Origin of the sequence: Brumimicrobium sp. (assembly GCA_023957385.1) — a bacterium.
In the GTDB taxonomy this organism is placed as follows: Bacteria; Bacteroidota; Bacteroidia; order Flavobacteriales_D; family Crocinitomicaceae; genus Brumimicrobium.
In genome coordinates this window covers 163540-182749 of record JAMLGZ010000002.1, presented here as the reverse complement: position 1 = coordinate 182749, position 19210 = coordinate 163540, and the positions used below count along the sequence as shown (strand labels likewise).

Annotated in this window: 14 protein-coding genes; 4 read left to right on the top strand and 10 right to left on the bottom strand. The window is 36.5% G+C overall.

Features of this window, described 5'->3' with window-relative positions:
- Positions 1-102 precede the first annotated feature (102 nt).
- Complete coding sequence (locus M9897_12100; GenBank protein MCO5269624.1) at positions 103-927, top strand: ABC transporter permease; 825 nt, start codon at positions 103-105, stop codon at positions 925-927.
- 766 nt (positions 928-1693) lie between these two features.
- On the opposite strand, the gene M9897_12095 is transcribed toward M9897_12100, so the two are convergent.
- Together M9897_12095 and M9897_12090 are read right to left on the bottom strand one after the other, a co-directional pair.
- On the bottom strand, positions 1694-2602 hold the full coding sequence (locus M9897_12095) for an IS3 family transposase (protein MCO5269623.1): 909 nt from the start codon (positions 2600-2602) through the stop codon (positions 1694-1696).
- Between the two features lie 2 nt (positions 2603-2604).
- Entirely contained in the window at positions 2605-3021 is a 417-nt protein-coding gene (locus M9897_12090) for a hypothetical protein (protein MCO5269622.1), read from the bottom strand.
- Between the two features lie 346 nt (positions 3022-3367).
- Here M9897_12090 and M9897_12085 point away from each other — a divergent pair, with 346 nt between their 5' ends.
- Positions 3368-6850, top strand: coding sequence for a PKD domain-containing protein (locus M9897_12085; GenBank protein MCO5269621.1), 3483 nt, complete (start codon positions 3368-3370; stop codon positions 6848-6850).
- Positions 6851-7022: 172 nt separating this feature from the next.
- Positions 7023-7370 carry a four helix bundle protein gene (locus M9897_12080; GenBank protein ID MCO5269620.1) on the top strand — a complete coding sequence of 116 codons (348 nt, stop codon included), beginning with the start codon at positions 7023-7025 and terminating at the stop codon, positions 7368-7370.
- A gap of 129 nt (positions 7371-7499) precedes the next feature.
- Here M9897_12080 and M9897_12075 read toward each other — a convergent pair whose 3' ends face one another.
- The 3 genes from M9897_12075 to M9897_12065 form a co-directional block, all read right to left on the bottom strand.
- Positions 7500-8564, bottom strand: a complete 1065-nt coding sequence (locus tag M9897_12075) for a Fic family protein (GenBank protein ID MCO5269619.1) — start codon at positions 8562-8564, stop codon at positions 7500-7502.
- Positions 8565-9283: 719 nt separating this feature from the next.
- Complete coding sequence (locus M9897_12070) at positions 9284-10795, bottom strand: hypothetical protein (protein ID MCO5269618.1); 1512 nt, start codon at positions 10793-10795, stop codon at positions 9284-9286.
- A complete protein-coding gene (locus tag M9897_12065) occupies positions 10796-11182 on the bottom strand; it encodes a hypothetical protein (GenBank protein MCO5269617.1) in 387 nt (128 codons plus the stop codon). It lies immediately after the preceding gene.
- Positions 11183-11483: 301 nt separating this feature from the next.
- Here M9897_12065 and M9897_12060 point away from each other — a divergent pair, with 301 nt between their 5' ends.
- The gene (locus M9897_12060; protein MCO5269616.1) at positions 11484-12194 is read left to right on the top strand and encodes a VIT family protein; all 711 of its coding nucleotides are present in this window, start codon (positions 11484-11486) and stop codon (positions 12192-12194) included.
- Positions 12195-12357: 163 nt separating this feature from the next.
- Here M9897_12060 and M9897_12055 read toward each other — a convergent pair whose 3' ends face one another.
- The 5 genes from M9897_12055 to M9897_12035 all read right to left on the bottom strand — a co-directional run bounded on the left by M9897_12055 (position 12358) and on the right by M9897_12035 (position 19166).
- Complete coding sequence (locus M9897_12055; GenBank protein MCO5269615.1) at positions 12358-12717, bottom strand: MGMT family protein; 360 nt, start codon at positions 12715-12717, stop codon at positions 12358-12360.
- A gap of 67 nt (positions 12718-12784) precedes the next feature.
- Positions 12785-14380 carry a phosphoethanolamine transferase gene (locus tag M9897_12050; GenBank protein MCO5269614.1) on the bottom strand — a complete coding sequence of 532 codons (1596 nt, stop codon included), beginning with the start codon at positions 14378-14380 and terminating at the stop codon, positions 12785-12787.
- 96 nt (positions 14381-14476) lie between these two features.
- Positions 14477-16267 (bottom strand): translational GTPase TypA, encoded by a 1791-nt coding sequence (gene typA, locus M9897_12045; protein MCO5269613.1) that lies wholly within the window; start codon positions 16265-16267, stop codon positions 14477-14479.
- Positions 16268-16285: 18 nt separating this feature from the next.
- Entirely contained in the window at positions 16286-18067 is a 1782-nt protein-coding gene (locus tag M9897_12040) for a DEAD/DEAH box helicase (GenBank protein ID MCO5269612.1), read from the bottom strand.
- Between the two features lie 325 nt (positions 18068-18392).
- Positions 18393-19166: a hypothetical protein gene (locus M9897_12035; protein ID MCO5269611.1), complete on the bottom strand. Its 774-nt coding sequence runs from the start codon at positions 19164-19166 to the stop codon at positions 18393-18395.
- Positions 19167-19210 lie beyond the last annotated feature (44 nt).

The following is a 19210-nucleotide window of genomic DNA, read 5'->3' as shown; positions in this document are numbered from 1 at the left end:
ATTTTTTGAATATAAATAGTTAGAGAAAGGCTTTAGCTCATATAAATCTTTAAATGAAAGAGATTCTTTACAATACTATTCTTTATTTTTTATTTTTGTGATATGGCAAAACTTATTATAGATGCTAAAAAAAAATCTATCCTCCCTAATATCAAAGAGTTAGTGAGATATAAAGATTTATTTTGGACTCTAGCTTGGCGTGATTTTAAGGTAAGATATGCTCAAACTACCATTGGCCTGCTTTGGGCTATCTTACAACCTATCGTTACCATTGCTATTTTAGCTTTGGTATTTGGGAAATTTGTAGGTGTAGAAACGGAAGTTCCTTATTTGCTTTTCAATGTTACAGGAATGGCCATTTGGACCTATTTCTCCTTTGTACTTTCTAATTCAGGAAATTCTATCATTACTTCCCAAGCAATGATCAAAAAAATCTATTTTCCTCGTTTAATTATTCCGCTTTCCAAAGCCGTTGTGGGATTAATTGACTTAGGGATAGTCTTGTTAATACTTATAATCTTGCTTTTCTACTATCAGATATTGCCATCTGCCAACATTTGGGCAACACCTCTCTTTATCCTATTGGCTATGATCGCAGCTCTTGGGGCAGGAATCTGGCTAAGTGCACTTACTGTACGATTTCGAGATTTTCAACATGTTGTTCCCTTTATCGTACAAATTGGATTATATGTGACTCCAATTGCATATCCCGCTGAATTTGCCATGAAAACTCTTCCTACATGGGCAGCACAACTCTATTTCTTAAATCCTATGGCTGGTATTATACAAGGCTTTCGATGGAGCCTATTTGGTGGAAGTGCCCCCGATGGTTATTTCTGGATATCTGTAGCCATGGTGTTTGTTGTATTTATTACGAGTCTTCTCTATTTTAGAAAAGTAGAAGATGATATGGCGGATTACGTATAGTTGCAAATCCTCGAAATCCTTCGGTGTACTCAGAATAGGTGATTCTTATTCTAAAATAAAAATAGTATGAGATTCACGATTTGGGAGGATATTTCAAACTACAATTCTGAGGGAAGAATAGATTCCATTCGCTGAGCATATGCTACAAACTACAATCGTGAGGGAAGAACAAGATTCCGTTCGCTGAGCGTATGCTGCAAACTACAATCGCGAGGGAAGAACAGATTCCGTTCGCTACGCTCCGGAATGACAACCGTCAACGTAGTTAGAGGGAGAGGGGGCGGCTTCGCCGCCCCCTCTCCCTTATTATTTTAAGGGTTAAGTGTCATTCCGGAGCGCAGCGAACGGAATCTAATATCCTTTTTATTCATGATCCTGATACAACGAAGCGCAGCGAACGGAATCTAATATCCTTTTTATTCATGATCCTGATACAACGAAGCGCAGCGAACGGAATCTAATATCCTTTTTATTCATGATCCTGATACAACGAAGTGCAGCGAACGGAATCTAATATGTCTCGTCCTAAAAAAAGTTTACACTTTTTCTCTTTAATCCTGTTATAAATTTACATTTTATTTTAATCCTAAAATTCATTTACATTTTATTTATTTTTGCATTATCGATGGAAACGGAAATAAGCTCTGCTGAGGAGCAACTTATCAGGGATAAATCGACGACCGACGAAGTATTAAACTTTGTTATGGGGCTAACTTTTGTTAGCCCTTTTCTAAATACTTTAGAGGTCTTAATGCCTAAAAAAAACCTATACACACTCTTCACTTTTTTGTTCTTGATTTACTTTTCTATAATATGTTTTCCATTTCCTTTCGCCCTTTTCCACCTCTCCTAAATGAACCTTATTAGGAGTTTGATTCCCAATACTCATGTGAGGTCTATGTTCATTATACAGAACAACCACCTTGTCAAATAACTCCTTAGCCTGCTTAAAAGTTCTTACTTTATAATACTCTAAATATTCTTCTTTTAGTATTCCATTAACCCTTTCTGCAACGGCATTTTCTAACGGATCTCCAGATTCAGTCATACTTATTTGAACATCATAACTATTTAAGAGATTTACATATTTATAGCTGCAATACTGACTCCCTCTGTCAGAATGATGAATAAGATTTTGCGACAATATATCCTGCTTTAATGCCATTTTAAGAGCCTTTAAACTCTCAATGGCTTCAAGAGATTGAGCTAGGTTATAACCAATTATTTTATGACTAAAAGCATCTGTAATTAAAGAAATATACAAAACACCAAATCCTGTTTTCCAATAAGTTATATCACTTACCCATAACTGGTTAGGAGCAGTTGGAATAAATGCTCTTATTAAGTTGGGGTATTTTCTCATCCAGTGATTAGACTGGGTTGTTCTGATGACTCTTTTTCTCCTTCTAATCAATAAAGTATGTAGGGAAAGCAAGTCAAACAAAGCATCTCTCCCCATTTTTATTTGGTGCTCTAGCAGAAAACTTTCCAACATAATGTACAGCTTCCTAGTTCCTATTCTTGGATGATTATTTCTAATAGAAATGACTTCTTTTAATACTAAAGCTTGTTCAATTTCTTGAAATTCTGCTCTATAAAAACTCTGATAATATGCCTGACGAGTAACACCAAACAACCAGCATAATTTGCTTAATCCTATTTTAGGTTGACGCATTTTTATCGTAAAGATTGTTTGGTATTGGACTTTTTTTTAATACTTATTTTTAGCTCCTTTTCTGCAATTTCAATCATTGTTTCATACGCAGTGGCTCTTAGTTCAGAGCTGACTAGTGCCTTTTCTAGCTGTTTAATTTTTTCCTTTAATTGAGTTACTTCTACCGATTCTTTGGCTTTGTTGCTCATAGCTAGTGTTTTAGTCGAAACAAATTTAACTCTTTTCTCTGGAACTTGGTAACCTAGTTGACGCATCCAATTTAAAAGATAACCTTTTTCATGTTCTTGACCGGTATATTTATACCAGATTTCTCTTTTAGTACAATCTGATTGAAGATATTCTTCAATGATTTGCCTCCGTTCTTCTAAATTAAATTCTCCCGAAGATTTTAGTCCTAAATTGACTTTACTTTTTTGCATTGTTTACACTTTTTATGGTTAATAAATGTGTAAACCTATTTCAGGACAAGACAATATCCTTTTTATTCATGATTCTGATACAACGGAGCGCAGCGAACGGAATCTAATATCCTTCTTTGTGGTTTTGATATAACGTAACAAAATACCCACCATGAATACTCAAAAGGGTATCGAGGGCTGACAGACCGAGTTTTTCGACATCAGGAGAAAAATGCATGTCCTGAGCATGCCGAAGGGTATCGAGGACTGTTAGATCAAGTGTTTTTCGACGACAGGAGAAAAATACACTGAGGTCCAATAATATTCCTCCCTTTTCCCTATATTTGTTTTACCAATACCAACGCAAATGCTTAAAAAGCTTTTACTAATTTTATTGCTAGCTATTGCTCTCCCTTCGTTTTCTCAGGTGGATTTGGTGTTTCCTAAAAACAATACTATTTTTGATAAAACAAGCATTACACTATCCTGGAATGAATATCCCAACGCTGTAAATTATCATGTACAAGTTGCCTTTGATGCGGCATTCACTCTACTCATTAAGGATGCGAATAACGTATTGGTCACAGATTATATAGCCGATAATCTCTTAAGTAATCAAAAATTCTACTGGCGCGTAAAAGCTAATAATTCCGCTTGGTCTCCTGTTTATTCTTTTATAATTGTGGATTTTCGCACATGGTCTGAATTAGAGTTTATGCTTGATCCTGACAGTGTGATATTAGATGGAAGCAATAAAGTACAACAATGGAAAGATATAAGCGGAAATGGTCACCATTTTATACAAAATACAGCTGGAAATAGACCACAACAAAATACCGAAACATTAGCCAATAATCAAAAAGTAATTGATTTTAATCCCAATACTCAAGATTTCCTAGGTGGTGTTAATTTATCTTCCTTGACACAAGGAGAAATTTTTGCATTATTATTTAGGCATAATTTTCCACCTACAGTTCCGGCAAATACTGGTATTTGGGGTTTTGGAACAGCTAGCCCCGATGATCATTTCACATGGACAGATCTTCATATTTATTCAGGATTTGGCAGGAACACAAGAATTGAAGTGGGTTCGATTCCACCGATACTTAATCCAATGAAACCGCTTATCCTAAATATTAGTTCTGATTCAAGGTTTAAATTAAAACTTAACAATCAGGTTCTTATCAATTCGGTTACTGGTACTGCGCAATTTAAGAATGGAGTAACAATAGGAAAATCAAATGCAAATTATTATTTTGATGGTGCATTTGGAAATATACTTTTCTTTAATACTAAATTAAATGATTCACTCAATGATTTAGTAGGGGAATTCTATCAATCCAAATATGCTCCACCTATTAACCTCGGAAAAGATATAGCTTATTATGGAATTTGTGATACTTTACTTCGGGCACAAAAACATTTTACTTCCTACCTCTGGTCAGATGGTTCAACAGCGGATTCACTTATAATTACACAACCTGGAAAATATTGGTGCAGAGTAACAGATATCTTTGGGAATATCTCAACGGATACCATCAAGGTTATTAACCCAAAAATATCTCAACCTCTCTTCCCTGCTTACTGCCCCGGAGAAATTCTCAATTGGAAAACAGACCTTGATTCTACACTATATTCCTTCCAATGGTCGGATGGATCGGATGCAGATAGCTTAGTAATAAGTACTCCCGGTACATATTATGTAAGAGTTACCGATACGCTTGGCTGTTTTAAAACTTCTGATACCCTCATTATTACAGAAGATGATTTTGCGCTTAATGTGGCTTTACTAAATGACACTTCCCTCTGTTCTGGAAATAAAATAGGGTTAGTTTCTGGAAGTAGCTTGGTTACTTCCTACCTTTGGTCAACTGGTGAAACTACTCCTCAAATTACCATATTTTCTACAGGAGAATACAGTCTTATTGCCACCAATGCTAATGGTTGTGAAGCTAAAGACACTGTGAATATCACAGTAATTGGAGATGCTCCTTTTGTTAATTTTAATATACCTCTTGAAGTATGCTTAAATGAACCGTTCACTTATACGGATGCTTCCACGACATCAGACGGGTCAACAATTAATACATGGAACTGGGATTTTGGAGATCTAGCACAAGCTACAAGCACATCTGGAAGTCATGCTTATGCAAATGCACAGAGTTATACAGTAACACTCTCAGTGCAAACTTCTTCAGGATGTGGTCAAACAGATAGTAAAACAATTTTGGTTCGCTCTTTACCTGAGCTAACTATTCAAACATCACAATTTTGTGAAAATGAACTTATTAGTTTCATGGGAGGACAAAATACACCTACTATAATCAACAATTGGAGCTGGAATTTCGATGATCCAGCAAGTGGTACGGATAATACAGCATCAACCCAAAATTCAACTCATACTTTTGAACAATATGGTACGTACATCGTTCAACTAATCGGTTCTGATATCTATGGTTGTATAGATACTGCCAATATTACTAAAAAGATTTATCCTCAGCCAATTACTCAATTTACTTTTAATAATATCTGTGAAGGGGGTGTTATAAACTTTATAAATACGAGTAATATGCCAGATGGCTCCAATATTTTATCTTATGCATGGAATTTTGGAGATGGAACTACTTCCACCTTTAAAAATCCACAGAAACCATATATCTCCTATGGAGAATATTATGTAACTCTTACAGCACTTTCCGAAGATGGGTGTTCTAATCAACAAACTGAATACCTGAAAGTGCATGCATACCCACAAGTGGCTTCTTTGATAACTCAAAATTGTGCAGGCATTGAAACTCATTTCCTAGATCAATCTTTTGTTCCCAACGGTAGCGTGGCGGTTGTTAAATGGAGCATTAATAACCAAACTCCCGATATAGGTTTGGAAATCTCACATCTATTTAATACTCCTGGAACTTATTCTATCAAACAAGATGTAAATTCCGCCTTTGGTTGTTTCAATACCAAAACATTTAATATCACCATTCACGATCTTATCCAAGCTGATTTTACTGTCAATCCGCCAGCTCTGATTGCTGGAACTCCCATCGATTTTATAGATAATAGTATAGGTGCTAACAGCTATACTTGGAGTTTCGGTAATTATGCCCAAAGCCACACAAAAGATACCAGCATTATTTTCGATGAAAGCTTAATTGGAGATACTATAATCGTGCAACTCCTTGTTAATAATTCTTATGGTTGCAGCGATAGTATGTCTTTCGCTTTACCAGTTTTAGACCGTACAACTGATTTGGAGTTAGGTGAACTTTATACCTTTGAAGAGAATGGATTCCTTTCAATAGGTGTCGAACTTAAAAATAATGGTACAACACCTATTACCAAAGTAGAACTTGAACTTCATAAAACAGGACTGGGAACTATCCTTGAACATTGGGAAGGAACGCTCTTATCCGGTGAAAAAGAGATTTATATCTTCTCTGCAAAACCAAGCGTAAATATCCCATTAAAAGACACCGTACAAAGCCATATTTGTATAAATGGTCGTATCTTAACTCCAGCTCAATTCAAAGAGGATGATCTTACTAATAACGAGGTTTGTCAGAGTATCCCTAAAGGAAGAACAATTATTATTCACCCATTCCCTAACCCCATCCAAGATAAATTTACCTTGAAGATTATTGCTCCGGATGAGCAAAAAGTGGACATTGATGTAACAGATAACGCAGGAAAACTTGTATATCATACTACACAATACCCACTTGAAAAAGGAATCAACAATATCTACATAGATTCCCACAATTGGGCCGCTGGTGGCTATCGAATCATTGTACGGGGTAAACAACGAAGCGTTGTGAGGATTGTGAAGAGTGGAAAAGTGGAGAATTGAAAATGGAGAGTGGAGAATTGAAAATGGAGAGTTGAGAATGGAAAGTGAAAACCGATAACTATCAGTTTAAACACAAGTACCCAATCATTTTCAATTTTCCACTTTCAAACCGATAGCTATCGGTTTTCAATTATTTTAACTAAATTAGAGATTAACCACCAAATTAAAATTTATGATTAAAGAACGTAGTATTGAGTTTTCAGTATGGATTATTGAAACCTATAAAGATTTGACTTCTCTGAAAGAATACACCTTATCTAAACAGTTGTTACGGAGTGGCACAGCAATTGGCGCTTTAATTAGCGAGGCTGAACATGCTCAAAGTAAACGAGATTTTCTAAATAAGATAAATATTGCTCTTAAAGAGGCTAATGAAACACTCTACTGGCTTCTTTTATTAAAAAGGACAAATTATCTAACTGATCTAAAGTATGAAAGATTAAGTGACGAGGCCACACAATTAGTAAAGATATTAGCTTCTATAGTTAAAACGACGAAAGAGAGGCTGGGCGTTTTATAGTTGAAAGTGGAGAGTGGTATTTCACTTTAATTTTCGAATGAAATGAAAAATTTTTTCAGATTTTTAAATCTCGAATGAAATGAGAGATAACTTTCAACTCTCCATTTTCAACTCTCCACTCTCCACTAACTAACACAACTCCAAATGCCTCTTCAACGCATCTTCTGTTCGCTCTATAATCAACTGATAGAAATCATCATTTTCATGATTTATTTGAACTGTTTCTAATGCTTTATAGTAGCGTTGACGATTGGTTAAATCTCCTTTTAAACTAACGATTGGATAACCATGTTGTAAAAGGATAAAATTCATTACCAAACGAGAAGTGCGACCATTTCCATCAATAAATGGATGGATAGAAACCAAACGTTCATGCATCTCTGCGGCAAGGATAACTGGATGTAAGTTATTCTTATGCAGTTGATAGAATCGGAAATAATCATCCATTAAGCCAGATAACAGAAATGCTTCTGGGGGAAGATGTTTACTTCCAGATATGCGCACTTGAACATTGCGATATACGCCAGCTCCTTTTGGATCTATACCTTTTAAGATAAGCTGATGAATTTGTTTGAGGGTGCTTTCGGTAAAATCTATTTTACGTGCAACTAAATCTAAAATAAACTCAATAGCTTCTTGATGATTGACAGCCTCCAAATGCTCGCGCATGGTTTTACCACCTATGGTTATTCCTCCATTCACAACCAAATGCGTTTCTTGCATATCCAAAGTATTCCCTTCAATTTGATTGCTTTCATAGGTGTATTCCGTATGAAAATATTCCATCATCTTTTGGAGTTGAAGAGAATTGAGTGGTTTATGTTGTGCCCATTCCTCTTGTAGCTTGCTAAGTTTTTTCAATGCTGGAATAGAACTAGAAACATCAATTACTTCCATGCGTTTATCACTAGTAAGGTATGCGATACGCTCCTCTTGAACAGTTTGCAATACATCTTCTGCTAGTTCAGGGTATGCTTGTAAAACTGTTAATATTTTACGACCCATCTTCTCTTTAAGCAAAATAGAATAATCCATTGAAAGCGCTTCTGCTAGTTGCTGTAATTGAACATCACTTGCTTCACGCTTACCTGATAAAATACGACTCATTAGACTGGAATCTATTCCAACTAATTGAGCTAATTCAAACACTTTAATGCCTAATTCACTTCTTCGGATTTCAAGTTGTGTTTTCATGATGACTTATTTTATCATGACAAAAATAGTCATTTTATTTGGTTTTCCTAATTTTTGAAAGAAAAATTTTCGGTTTAATTCAATCATAGATAAAGAACAGATTCCGTTCGATGTGCGTATGCTAAAACTACAATCATCAAGTAAGAATAGGTTTCGTTCGCTGTGCGTATGCTATAACAATAATCGTGAGGGAAGAACAGATTCCGTTCGATGTGCCCCGATTATCGAATTACGGTTGATGAACAGATTCCGTTCGCTTCGCTCCGGAATGACAACCGCCCGTAAGAGAGTAGGGGTAAAAGGAGGGCGGCTTCGCCGCCCTCCTTTTACCCTTTTTTTGGGGTTTACGTGTCATTCCGGAGCGAAGCGAACGGAATCTAAACCCCTTTCTATTGCAGTGAATGTTAGTCCGAAGCGAATACTAGCTAAACCCCTTTCTATTGCAGTGAATGTTAGTCCGAAGCAAACACAAGCTAAAACTCTTTCTTTAACAGTGATCTAGGATCCGAAGCGAACACAAGCTAACCCTTTATATAGTAGTAATTGTTAGTTCAAAAGAATTTAACATCTTTATTTAAAATACAACTAAGGGAATGCCCGCCCTGAGCTGGCCGAAGGGTACCGAGGGCTGACCCAAAAAAAAGAGAGGCTTCCGCCTCTCTCTTTTACGCACACTATTTTTTAACTTGATCTATCAACCAGTATTGGTTGTAAGTTTTTTATTCTTTAATGAATTTCTTAACCCCTAACAAATTACCTTCTTCATCTAGCAATCTCATTTGGTAGAAACCATCTGATAATTTATCGTTTACATTAATTTGCACACTGTTTTTTCCTGTTTCTACGTGAATATCTTTATTGATCATTCTTCCATCCGTAGATACAAAGGAAACAACATACGTACCACTCCACTCCGCATCAAACTCAATGTTTAAGATGTTTTTAGAAGGATTTGGATATAGGGTAATATCTTTACCAAAAGTACGCTTTATAGAGATAATATTATGTATGCTTTCTGCTCCATCATAATCTACTTGTTTTAAACGGTAATACATAATCTCCGCAGATGGATTTCTATCTAAGAAGCTATATGCGATACGCTCAGTAGAATTACCTGCGCCATTCACCCTTCCGATAGTCTCAAAATGTTGCCCGTCTTTGGTAGCTTGCACCTCAAAATAAGCATTGCTGGTCTCAGATGCTGTAACCCATTCTAAAAGATTACCAGCGCGCTCTGGAGTTCCTGTGAAAGAAAGGAGCTCGACAGGTAAAGGAATTGCACATGTAGGAGAGCTACCTGATTTTTTGGTGCTTGTTGATATAGATACATCAGATAGGGATATACTTAGATTTGCATTAGTAGATAGTGAAGAAACAGTAGTTGTAGATGTTACATCAACTTCTGAAAATGAATTAGATGAATTGGTTTTTGTAACAAGCGTACCATAAGTTCCTCCAACATAACCAGCTGAATCACTAATAACTAAGCCATAATTATAGTCTGTAGAGTGAAACCAACCACTAGCTACATAATTACAATCAGAAATAACTAAACCATGAAATCCATCTCCATCACTCGTTCTATACTTTTTAACCCATTTAGTGGTTCCATCAGTCATTTTTAATTTTGCTAAAAGACCACCTCTTTGAGGACTACTACCATCAAATGATGGATTATCTTCATAAGCAATAACAACATCACCATAAGGGTCGATAACACAATTTATTCCCCAACTATCACCATCCATCGTATTATAATGCCAACCAGCAGCTTTTTCTATCTTTCTTTGCCAAATAACATTTCCATTTGAAGGATTTACATTTAATACGTATAAATCTCCATCAAATCCTCTATTATTACTTACTCCACATACAACTAAATTAGAGTTATCTATTGACATTCCAGTAAAATTAGGTGATGTAGTTGTAGAATATGTTTTACACCAAACAACACTACCATCAGATTCTTTAACACAAAGAATATAACTCTTATTACCACCTCCATTAAAAGTTCCTGTAATATAATAATTTGTACCTAATTTTCGAATAACATAAGAATCTACATATTCAGAACCATTTATTTTGTATTCCTTATACCATACAATTGATCCATCCGATTTATTTAGTTTTAGAATGCAAGGCATACCTATTTTTCCAGTATGATCCGATTTCCATTTTGCATCAAATCCAGTAGCTAATAAATAATTACCATCTGTTAAAACATATCTCAACTACCCATTCCCATAGTTTTTAGAGTAAGTAGAGGCGCCAGATGAGGTTAGTTTCATAAGATGTTTAGAATAAGAACCCGCATAGCCTGCTCCACCAACAACATATATACTACCATCATTATCTATGGCTGATGAAAAGAATTCACCAGTTTTATCAGTTTTTTTACTTAAAACAACATTACCAAGATTATCTGTTACCAAAAGATGTTCTTTTGGTCCAGAAACAGTTCCAGCCATTGCAAATAAGTTACCAGCACTATTCATGGATAAGTGATTTGCCCATGAATAATTACCACCATAACCATAAAAGCCTACAGGATTTTGACTAAAGATATTAGTAGTTGTCCATACTATTGTAAATATAAGGTATAATATTTTTGTTTTCATAATTTTGTACTCAGTTAAGTTATTCTTAATGGTTAAATTTTTTAAATTCGGTTTCACATTATTCTTGTAAATGTAACCCTAAAACGCAATAAAACAGGGAGTAAGGAGCGGTTTTACATAAGCGGATGGATTTAGGGATGAGAGGTTTTTGGAGAATATGAGAACCCATTCATTAAAGCAAACAGATGGGGTGGGTAAACCAACTCCCCCTCTGGAGGGGGCTGGGGGGAGGACCCTGCATTTTCCTACAATAGCTATCGGATTTCAACTAATTAATTATCTTTATCAAAAATAAGAACGTATGGAATCTTCTAATAATACGGAAATATATTTTGAGAATCACTATATCCACAAGAGTAACTGGCTGCGTGCGGCGGTATTGGGTGCAAACGATGGGATTTTGTCGGTAGCGAGTATTTCGGTTGGTATCATTGCGGCTAATTCTTCTCGTGAAACAATCATTTTGGGTGCAATCGCGGGCTTAGTTGCCGGTGCACTTTCCATGTTTGCCGGTGAGTATGTTTCGGTTAGTTCGCAAACCGACATCGAAGATGCAGATATTGCACGAGAAGCAGAAGAGTTGCGTACTATGCCAGAGGAGGAATTGGATATGTTAACGCAAATATATATCGAACGAGGTCTCAAACCCGAAACAGCTAAACAAGTAGCAATAGAACTACACGAACATGACGCGCTAGCAGCCCACGTACGTGATGAATTGGGTATCACCGACACGAGTCGTGCAAATCCACTCCAAGCTGCATTAGCTTCAGGTGCTTCATTTTTGGCTGGTGGAAGTTTGCCCTTCATGGTAACTTTAGTGGCTCCCTTAAATTTTATGGAATATTGGATGTACAGCATCGCCATATTATCTTTGGTTTTATTAGGCGCTATCTCAGCAAAAACAGGAGGAGCAGGTATCTGGAAAGCCGTGATACGAATTGCACTCTGGGGAAGTTTCGCCATGGTAATTTCTGGAGTCGTAGGATACCTCTTTGGTGTGAATGTTTAATCTTACTTCATTTTGGAGTCTTTCGATGTCCTCCCCTGGGTTTATAGTGTCCTCCCTTCTGGGTCTACAGTGTCCTCCCCCCTGGATTTCAAAGTCCTCCCCCCCCTGCCCCCCTCCAAAGGGGGAAGCGTAAACCCTCTCCCCCTTTGGAGGGGGAGGATACTCAGAAATCAATCAGTTCAATAGGATCCCAAAAGTATTTTTTAAAATCAACAATTTTATCATTCTCCACCCGAATACCTTCTGCTTCCAGAAGTTTTTGCATGGATTCTGGTGGATTAAAATGATGCTTTCCAGTTAATAGTCCATTTCGGTTCACTACGCGGTGTGCGGGAACGGGTTTCTTTTGTGAATGTGCGCTATTCATCGCCCATCCTACCATACGACTAGATTTTGGTGTTCCCAATACCTTAGCAATGCTCCCGTAAGAAGTGACACGGCCTTTAGGAATGAGTCGCGCAATCTCAAATACACGCTGGAAAAAATCCTCCGTTTGACTGTTGATAGTCTCCACATTTTTCATAGACTATAAAAATATAAATAAATCTAGTAGGAACGGCAACTCCACAGAAGATTCTGTTACTCTCCATTTAATCATAGTCAAACCCATCTTCTAATATACGCTTGCGTTGTGCATTGAATTGTTTATGAAAAATGCTTCGAGAAGGCTCAAAAGAAGGCGTTTGAATTTGATTCAAATCAAGAATGCTATAAAATAAATCATCACTTACATAAGGTGCGTTTAGGTTTTGCTCTATAAGCGGAATTTTTTGAGGATATTTGTGCTTATACGCATCCGATAACCATAATATAAGTGGAATTTCTACGTTGGCTTTGGGTAATTTCCCGGCATATACATGACCAACCACATCATTTTCATCATACACATTCTCTCCATGATCAGAAAGATAAATAGCCGAAACAATTTTATTCGTGCTTTCGCTGTATTGTTGGAGAATGTGTAATAAAGAATCCACTACAAAATCATTGTATAAAACAGCATTATCATAAGCGGCAATGGTTTTCTCTTTCGACGTATTTCCGCTAAAAATTGAAAAAGATGAAGGATATCGTTTCTCGTAAGCAGTATGATTTCCCATAAGATGAATAACAATAAATTGGTTGTTCACTTGTTGCGAAAGAATCTTTTGAAAGGGAAGTAATACCTTTTCATCATACGAAGCAGCTAATGTTGCTTCCATAGAAGAATTACTAGCTAAATTGAGAAACTGTACGTGTTGGGCTTTCTTTCCCAAGGTAGTGACTTTATTTTCCCAGATCCCATACGGAGGCTGATTCGAAAGCCAATATGTTTGATATCCAGCGGAGGAAAATATATCAAAAACATCTATACTTTCCAGCGGTTTTTTTTGATTTTCTAAGTTAGACTCAGTAAGCAAAGACAACACGGAATTAATGGTGTTAGAATACGGCGACACTACGTCTCGGAATACATAAATGTCTTGTCTTTTCTCAAGTTTTGGAGTTGTTGGTCGGGGATAACCATACAGAGAAAGATGACTCCTATTAAGCGATTCCCCTAATATTAGGACAAATATAGATCCTTGATTATCAATCTTATTTGCTTGCACTTTTCTAACTGTATTTCCTTCCGTTTGCTTAAAGAATCCATATTGCTCCGAAAAAGAAAAAAGCGTTTTAACAAATTGAGGTGTTGCCTTACGAATAAAACGCTGATGAAAGGCATTTTCGCAAGTAAAAGCAATAAAAACTAACGCAAATACAGAGATTACCCAAAACTTGAATTTATCTTGGATAAAAACGCGTTTACGTCGCAAAGAAAAGAGAAATAACACTAGATAGGGTATCAAAATCAAAAAAGGAAGTAACCCTTGTAGTGCTAAGAAGCTTTTACTTTCTTCAAAATTAGTAGCCAGAAGCGTGAGTAAACTCGCCGTAGAGATAGGCCCCTTGACAATCAGCCAATGAGCTATTTCCATACAACCACTGATAAAAATAAATATACTGCCTATCTTTATAGGAATACTCGAACGTAACCCTGATGCTGTTAATGTAAAAGGTAATATCCAAAGTAGATTAATAAATATATAGCGAAAATCCACTAAATCCCAATCGATAAAAGAACCCACTAAGATGGGAGAAAGTCCCAATAGAACAACGTCGTAGGGTAGAATTTCATCAATATAGGAAAATGTTTTTCGCATAATCTAAAATTAAACACCGATAGTTATCGGAATTCAACTTTTCATACAGAGTCTGCCGAAGGGTCAACTCTCATGCCGATAATTATTGGCATTCGACTATTTCCCTGCGCGTTTTCTATCCGCTTCGCTTAATAATATTTTTCTTACTCTCAATGAATGTGGAGTAACCTCTACGTATTCATCAGACTGGATATATTCTAAACTTTCTTCCAAAGACATCTTAATAGCCGGAGCCAATTTTACTTTGTCATCAGAACCAGAAGCACGCATATTGGTTAATTTCTTAGTTTTCGTAACGTTTACTACTAAATCACCAGCTCGTGTATTTTCTCCAATTACCTGACCTTCGTATACCTCATCACTTGGATCCACAAAGAATTTACCTCTATCTTGTAAATTATTCAAAGAATAAGGAATAGCCGTTCCTTTTTCCATGGAAATCAAGGAGCCATTTATACGTCCAGGGATTGCTCCTTTATACGGTTGGAACTCAATGAAACGGTGGTTCATAATGGCCTCCCCAGCAGTTTGAGTGAGTAAATAGTTTCGTAAACCAATAATACCACGAGATGGGATGATAAAGTTAATAATCATTCGGTCGCCTTTGGTTTCCATATTGGTCATTTCTCCTTTTCTACGAGAAACTGCTTCCACCGCTGTTCCAGAATGTTGTTCTGGCAAATCGATTGTCAATTCCTCGATTGGCTCACATTTCACGCCGTCAATTTCTTTGATGATTACTTGAGGTTGCCCTACCTGTAATTCATATCCTTCACGACGCATGGTTTCGATTAATACAGACAAGTGCATTACACCACGACCAAATACCATCCATTTATCGGCAGAATTAGTTTGTTCTACACGTAGTGCAAGGTTTTTCTCTAATTCTTTCTTTAAGCGCTCATCGATATGACGAGAAGTAACGTATTTTCCATCTTTCCCAAAGAAAGGAGAATCGTTGATAGAGAACAACATACTCATTGTTGGCTCATCAATAGAAATCGTATCCAATGGTTCTGGATTTTCAGCATCACAAATAGAATCTCCAATATCAAAACCTTCCAATCCTGTGATAGCACAGATATCTCCCGGTTGTACTTCCTCCACTTTGATTCTATCCATTCCCTGGAAAACATATAAGTCTTTAATCTTATGTTTTTCCAAATCTCCATTTGCTTTTGCTAAGATGATATTCATCTTAGGCGCTAATTTTCCACGGTGTAATCTTCCAATAGCAATACGACCAACGAAAGAAGAATAGTCAAGTGAAGTAATCAACAGCTGTGTATTTCCTTCCTCCACTTTTGTTGGTGGAAAATAAGATAAAATAGTGTCCAATAAAGGTTCGATAGATGTCGTCTTTTGTTTCCAATCTTTAGACATCCAATTATTCTTAGCGGAACCATATACTGTTTCAAATTCTAACTGCTCTTCATTTGCATCTAGGGCAAACATCAAATCAAACACTTTTTCATGTACGATATCGGGAGTACAATTTTCTTTATCTACTTTATTGATAACAACCAAAGCCTTTAATCCAAGTTGAAGTGCTTTTTGTAATACAAAACGCGTTTGAGGCATAGGACCTTCAAAAGCATCTACTAACAGACAAACTCCATCAGCCATATTCAATACACGTTCTACCTCACCACCAAAGTCGGCGTGTCCGGGAGTGTCAATAATGTTAATTTTAGTTCCTTTATAGCGAACGGAAACGTTTTTTGAAACGATGGTAATTCCCCTTTCTCTTTCCAGGTCGTTGTTGTCCATCATCGGTTCCTGTAAATGAGCATTTGGGTCTTTTTCCCCTGATTCAATAATACGATTCACCAAGGTCGTCTTACCGTGGTCTACGTGTGCAATAATTGCAATATTTCTTATTTCCATTGATTTATAATTATTCTTTTATCTTCTTTTACTACGTCTGTCTCTTCCTCCACTTCTGCTGCTTCCGCCTCTATCTCCTCCTCTACTTCCACTTCGACTGCTTCCGCCTCTATCTCCTCCTCTTCCACGAGAATCTCTGCGACTGTCTCTGCTTCCTTTATTTCCTTTAGCGCTTTTATTTTCGGTAACTTCCACGCTCATGTTCTTTCCTTCGTATTTCACTCCTTTTAGAGAAGATAAAATCTTTTGAACATCTTCTTTATCTGCATCAAAGAAAGAGAAAGCTGGCATGATATCGATGCGACCGATAGAATTGGATTTTAATCCTGTTTCATCGCAAATCATACGCAACAAACCGCCTGGATTTAAACCATCTTTTTTACCTAAAGAAACGAAGAAACGTTGTTTATTTTCATCTGTGTCTCCTCCTCTTCTACGGCTACCTCTGCTCATATCTTTTTCAGTAGGATCAGAAGGTTTTGCATTTAAATCACCTGCTTTTTTATAATAATCCAAGAAACGATTAAACTCAGCCGAAACAAATTTCTTAATGATTTCTTCCTTAGATAATGCATCAAAGTCTTCCAAAATCTGAGGAATAAAAGGAGCAATCTCTTTTTCATTCACCTTAATATCCATCACCTTATCAATCATGGATTTTAATTGAACGCCACAGATTGCTTCCGGAGTAGGAATTGCACCAAAAGTGAACTTCTGATTGATGATTTTCTCGATTTGGTCAATTTTATATTTCTCTCGTGTATTGATTAACACTAAAGATTCACCTGTATTTCCAGCACGTGCTGTACGACCACTTCGGTGGGTATAATTCTCCACCTCATCTGGTAAATTGTAATTAATTACGTGTGTAATATCATCTACGTCAATTCCTCGTGCAGCCACATCTGTAGCTACTAATAATTGGATGTTTCTATTTCTGAACATACCCATTACACGATCTCTTTGTGCTTGCGATAAATCACCATGTAATACGTCTGCGTTGTAGCCTTCTTTCATTAATTTTTCAGCTACTTGTTGTGTTTCTCTACGTGTACGACAGAAAATCAATCCAAAAATAGAAGGATTGAAATCAATTAATCGTTTTAAAGCATCAAAACGGTCTTTTTCCTTGATTGAAAAGTAAATATGATCAATATTGGCATTTCCTTCGTTTCTTTTCCCGGTACTCACTTCCAATGGATCGGTCATGTATTTCTTCCCGATTGACTCCACTTCTTTTGGCATAGTAGCCGAGAATAACCATGTACTTTTGGTACTAGGGGTTTGGCTCAAGATTGTATCCAAATCTTCTTTGAATCCCATATTCAGCATTTCATCTGCTTCATCGAGTACTACAACCTCAACATCTTGTAGTTGTACAGCTTTTCTATGAATCAAATCCACCAATCTTCCTGGAGTAGCAACTACTACAGAAATACCTGCTTTAATGGTTCTAATTTGTTTTTGTATATCAGCTCCACCATATACGGCCACAATGCTCGCATTCTTTTCGTATTTGGTATATTCTACTAAATCATCTGCAATTTGGAGGCAAAGCTCTCTTGTTGGACAGATAATCAAGCCCATAGGGGTTTTATTAGCTTGAGTAATTCGATTTACTAAGGGTAGCCCAAAAGCGGCAGTTTTCCCCGTTCCTGTTTGTGCTAATCCGATAAAATCACTTTTTGATTGTAAGAGATGAGGTATAGCTTTTTCCTGTATTGGCGTTGGCTGTTTAAACCCCATGTCTTCAACAGCTTTGACCATTTGACTTCGCAGTCCTAATTCACTAAAGGTCATAAAATTTTAAAAATAGGGTGCAAAGGTACGATATTCTTAATACAAATTACTAATAATGTGAAAAATAATTAAAATACCGATATCTAAAAGCATAAAAAAGTGGTACTTAACTCCCCCTTTGGAGGGGGAAACGAAAACCCTCTCCCCCTCTGGAGGGGGCTGGGGGGAGGAAATAGGCAAACAATAGGGAGAAGTCACTAGAAAGAAACTCTCGAAAGACATCGAATTATTCTCTCTGAAAGATTTGGAAGAAAAAAAAATGAAAGTTATGGAGTTCCATAACTTTCATTTTTCAAACCGATAGCTATCGGTTCTCAATTAGAAATTATTTAATTATAACGTTAGGAACATTATAGCAAGCTTCTTTTATATACCATACATCCTTACCATCAACTTCTTCATTTTCATATATTATTGCAGTTGCTTGAAGCATTCCATATTCAGTTGCACCAAGATTGCTCAACTCCTCTGGTGTAAATGTAGGGTTTCCTGCTAATGCACTCATTGTTTTTATCACTGTACCTTTTGAGCCTGAGATCATATAGACAACACTATCAGCATTAGCATACACAGTTTGAAATGCATATCCATCGGCCATGGTTACTTCTTTAGCGCTTGTAATCTTAGGCATTCCTGGTACGCCATATCCACTTTTCTGAAAATCTGGAGAGGTTACAACCCAATTAATTCCAGAATATTTAAAATCCAATATCTCATCATCTGCTGGATCCACAGGATTTTGAGGCATAAATAAATAAGAACCATTTTGGAATTTTAATTCATTACCATTCAATGTAATAGAACCTACTTTTCCTCCATTTCCTTTAAAACTAGCTACGCCCATTTCATAATTTAATTCAATATCATCCATAGCAGGCATTCCTGGTATCTCAGGAGCTTTTTGCGTTGTAAATACTTCAATAGAAACTAATGTGGCATCTGCTCCAGGCATTACAGGTGCATAAGGGGTAAATCCTTTTCCACCATTTGTATCTGTTGGAGTTTCTTTCGGATCAACAATATCTTTATTACAAGAGTAAAGTCCTAATCCAAGTGTCATACTAGCTAAAACGATAGCTTTTAAAAATCTTTTATTCATACATTTTCTTTTTAATAGGTTTTTAATGTTCAACAAATGTATGT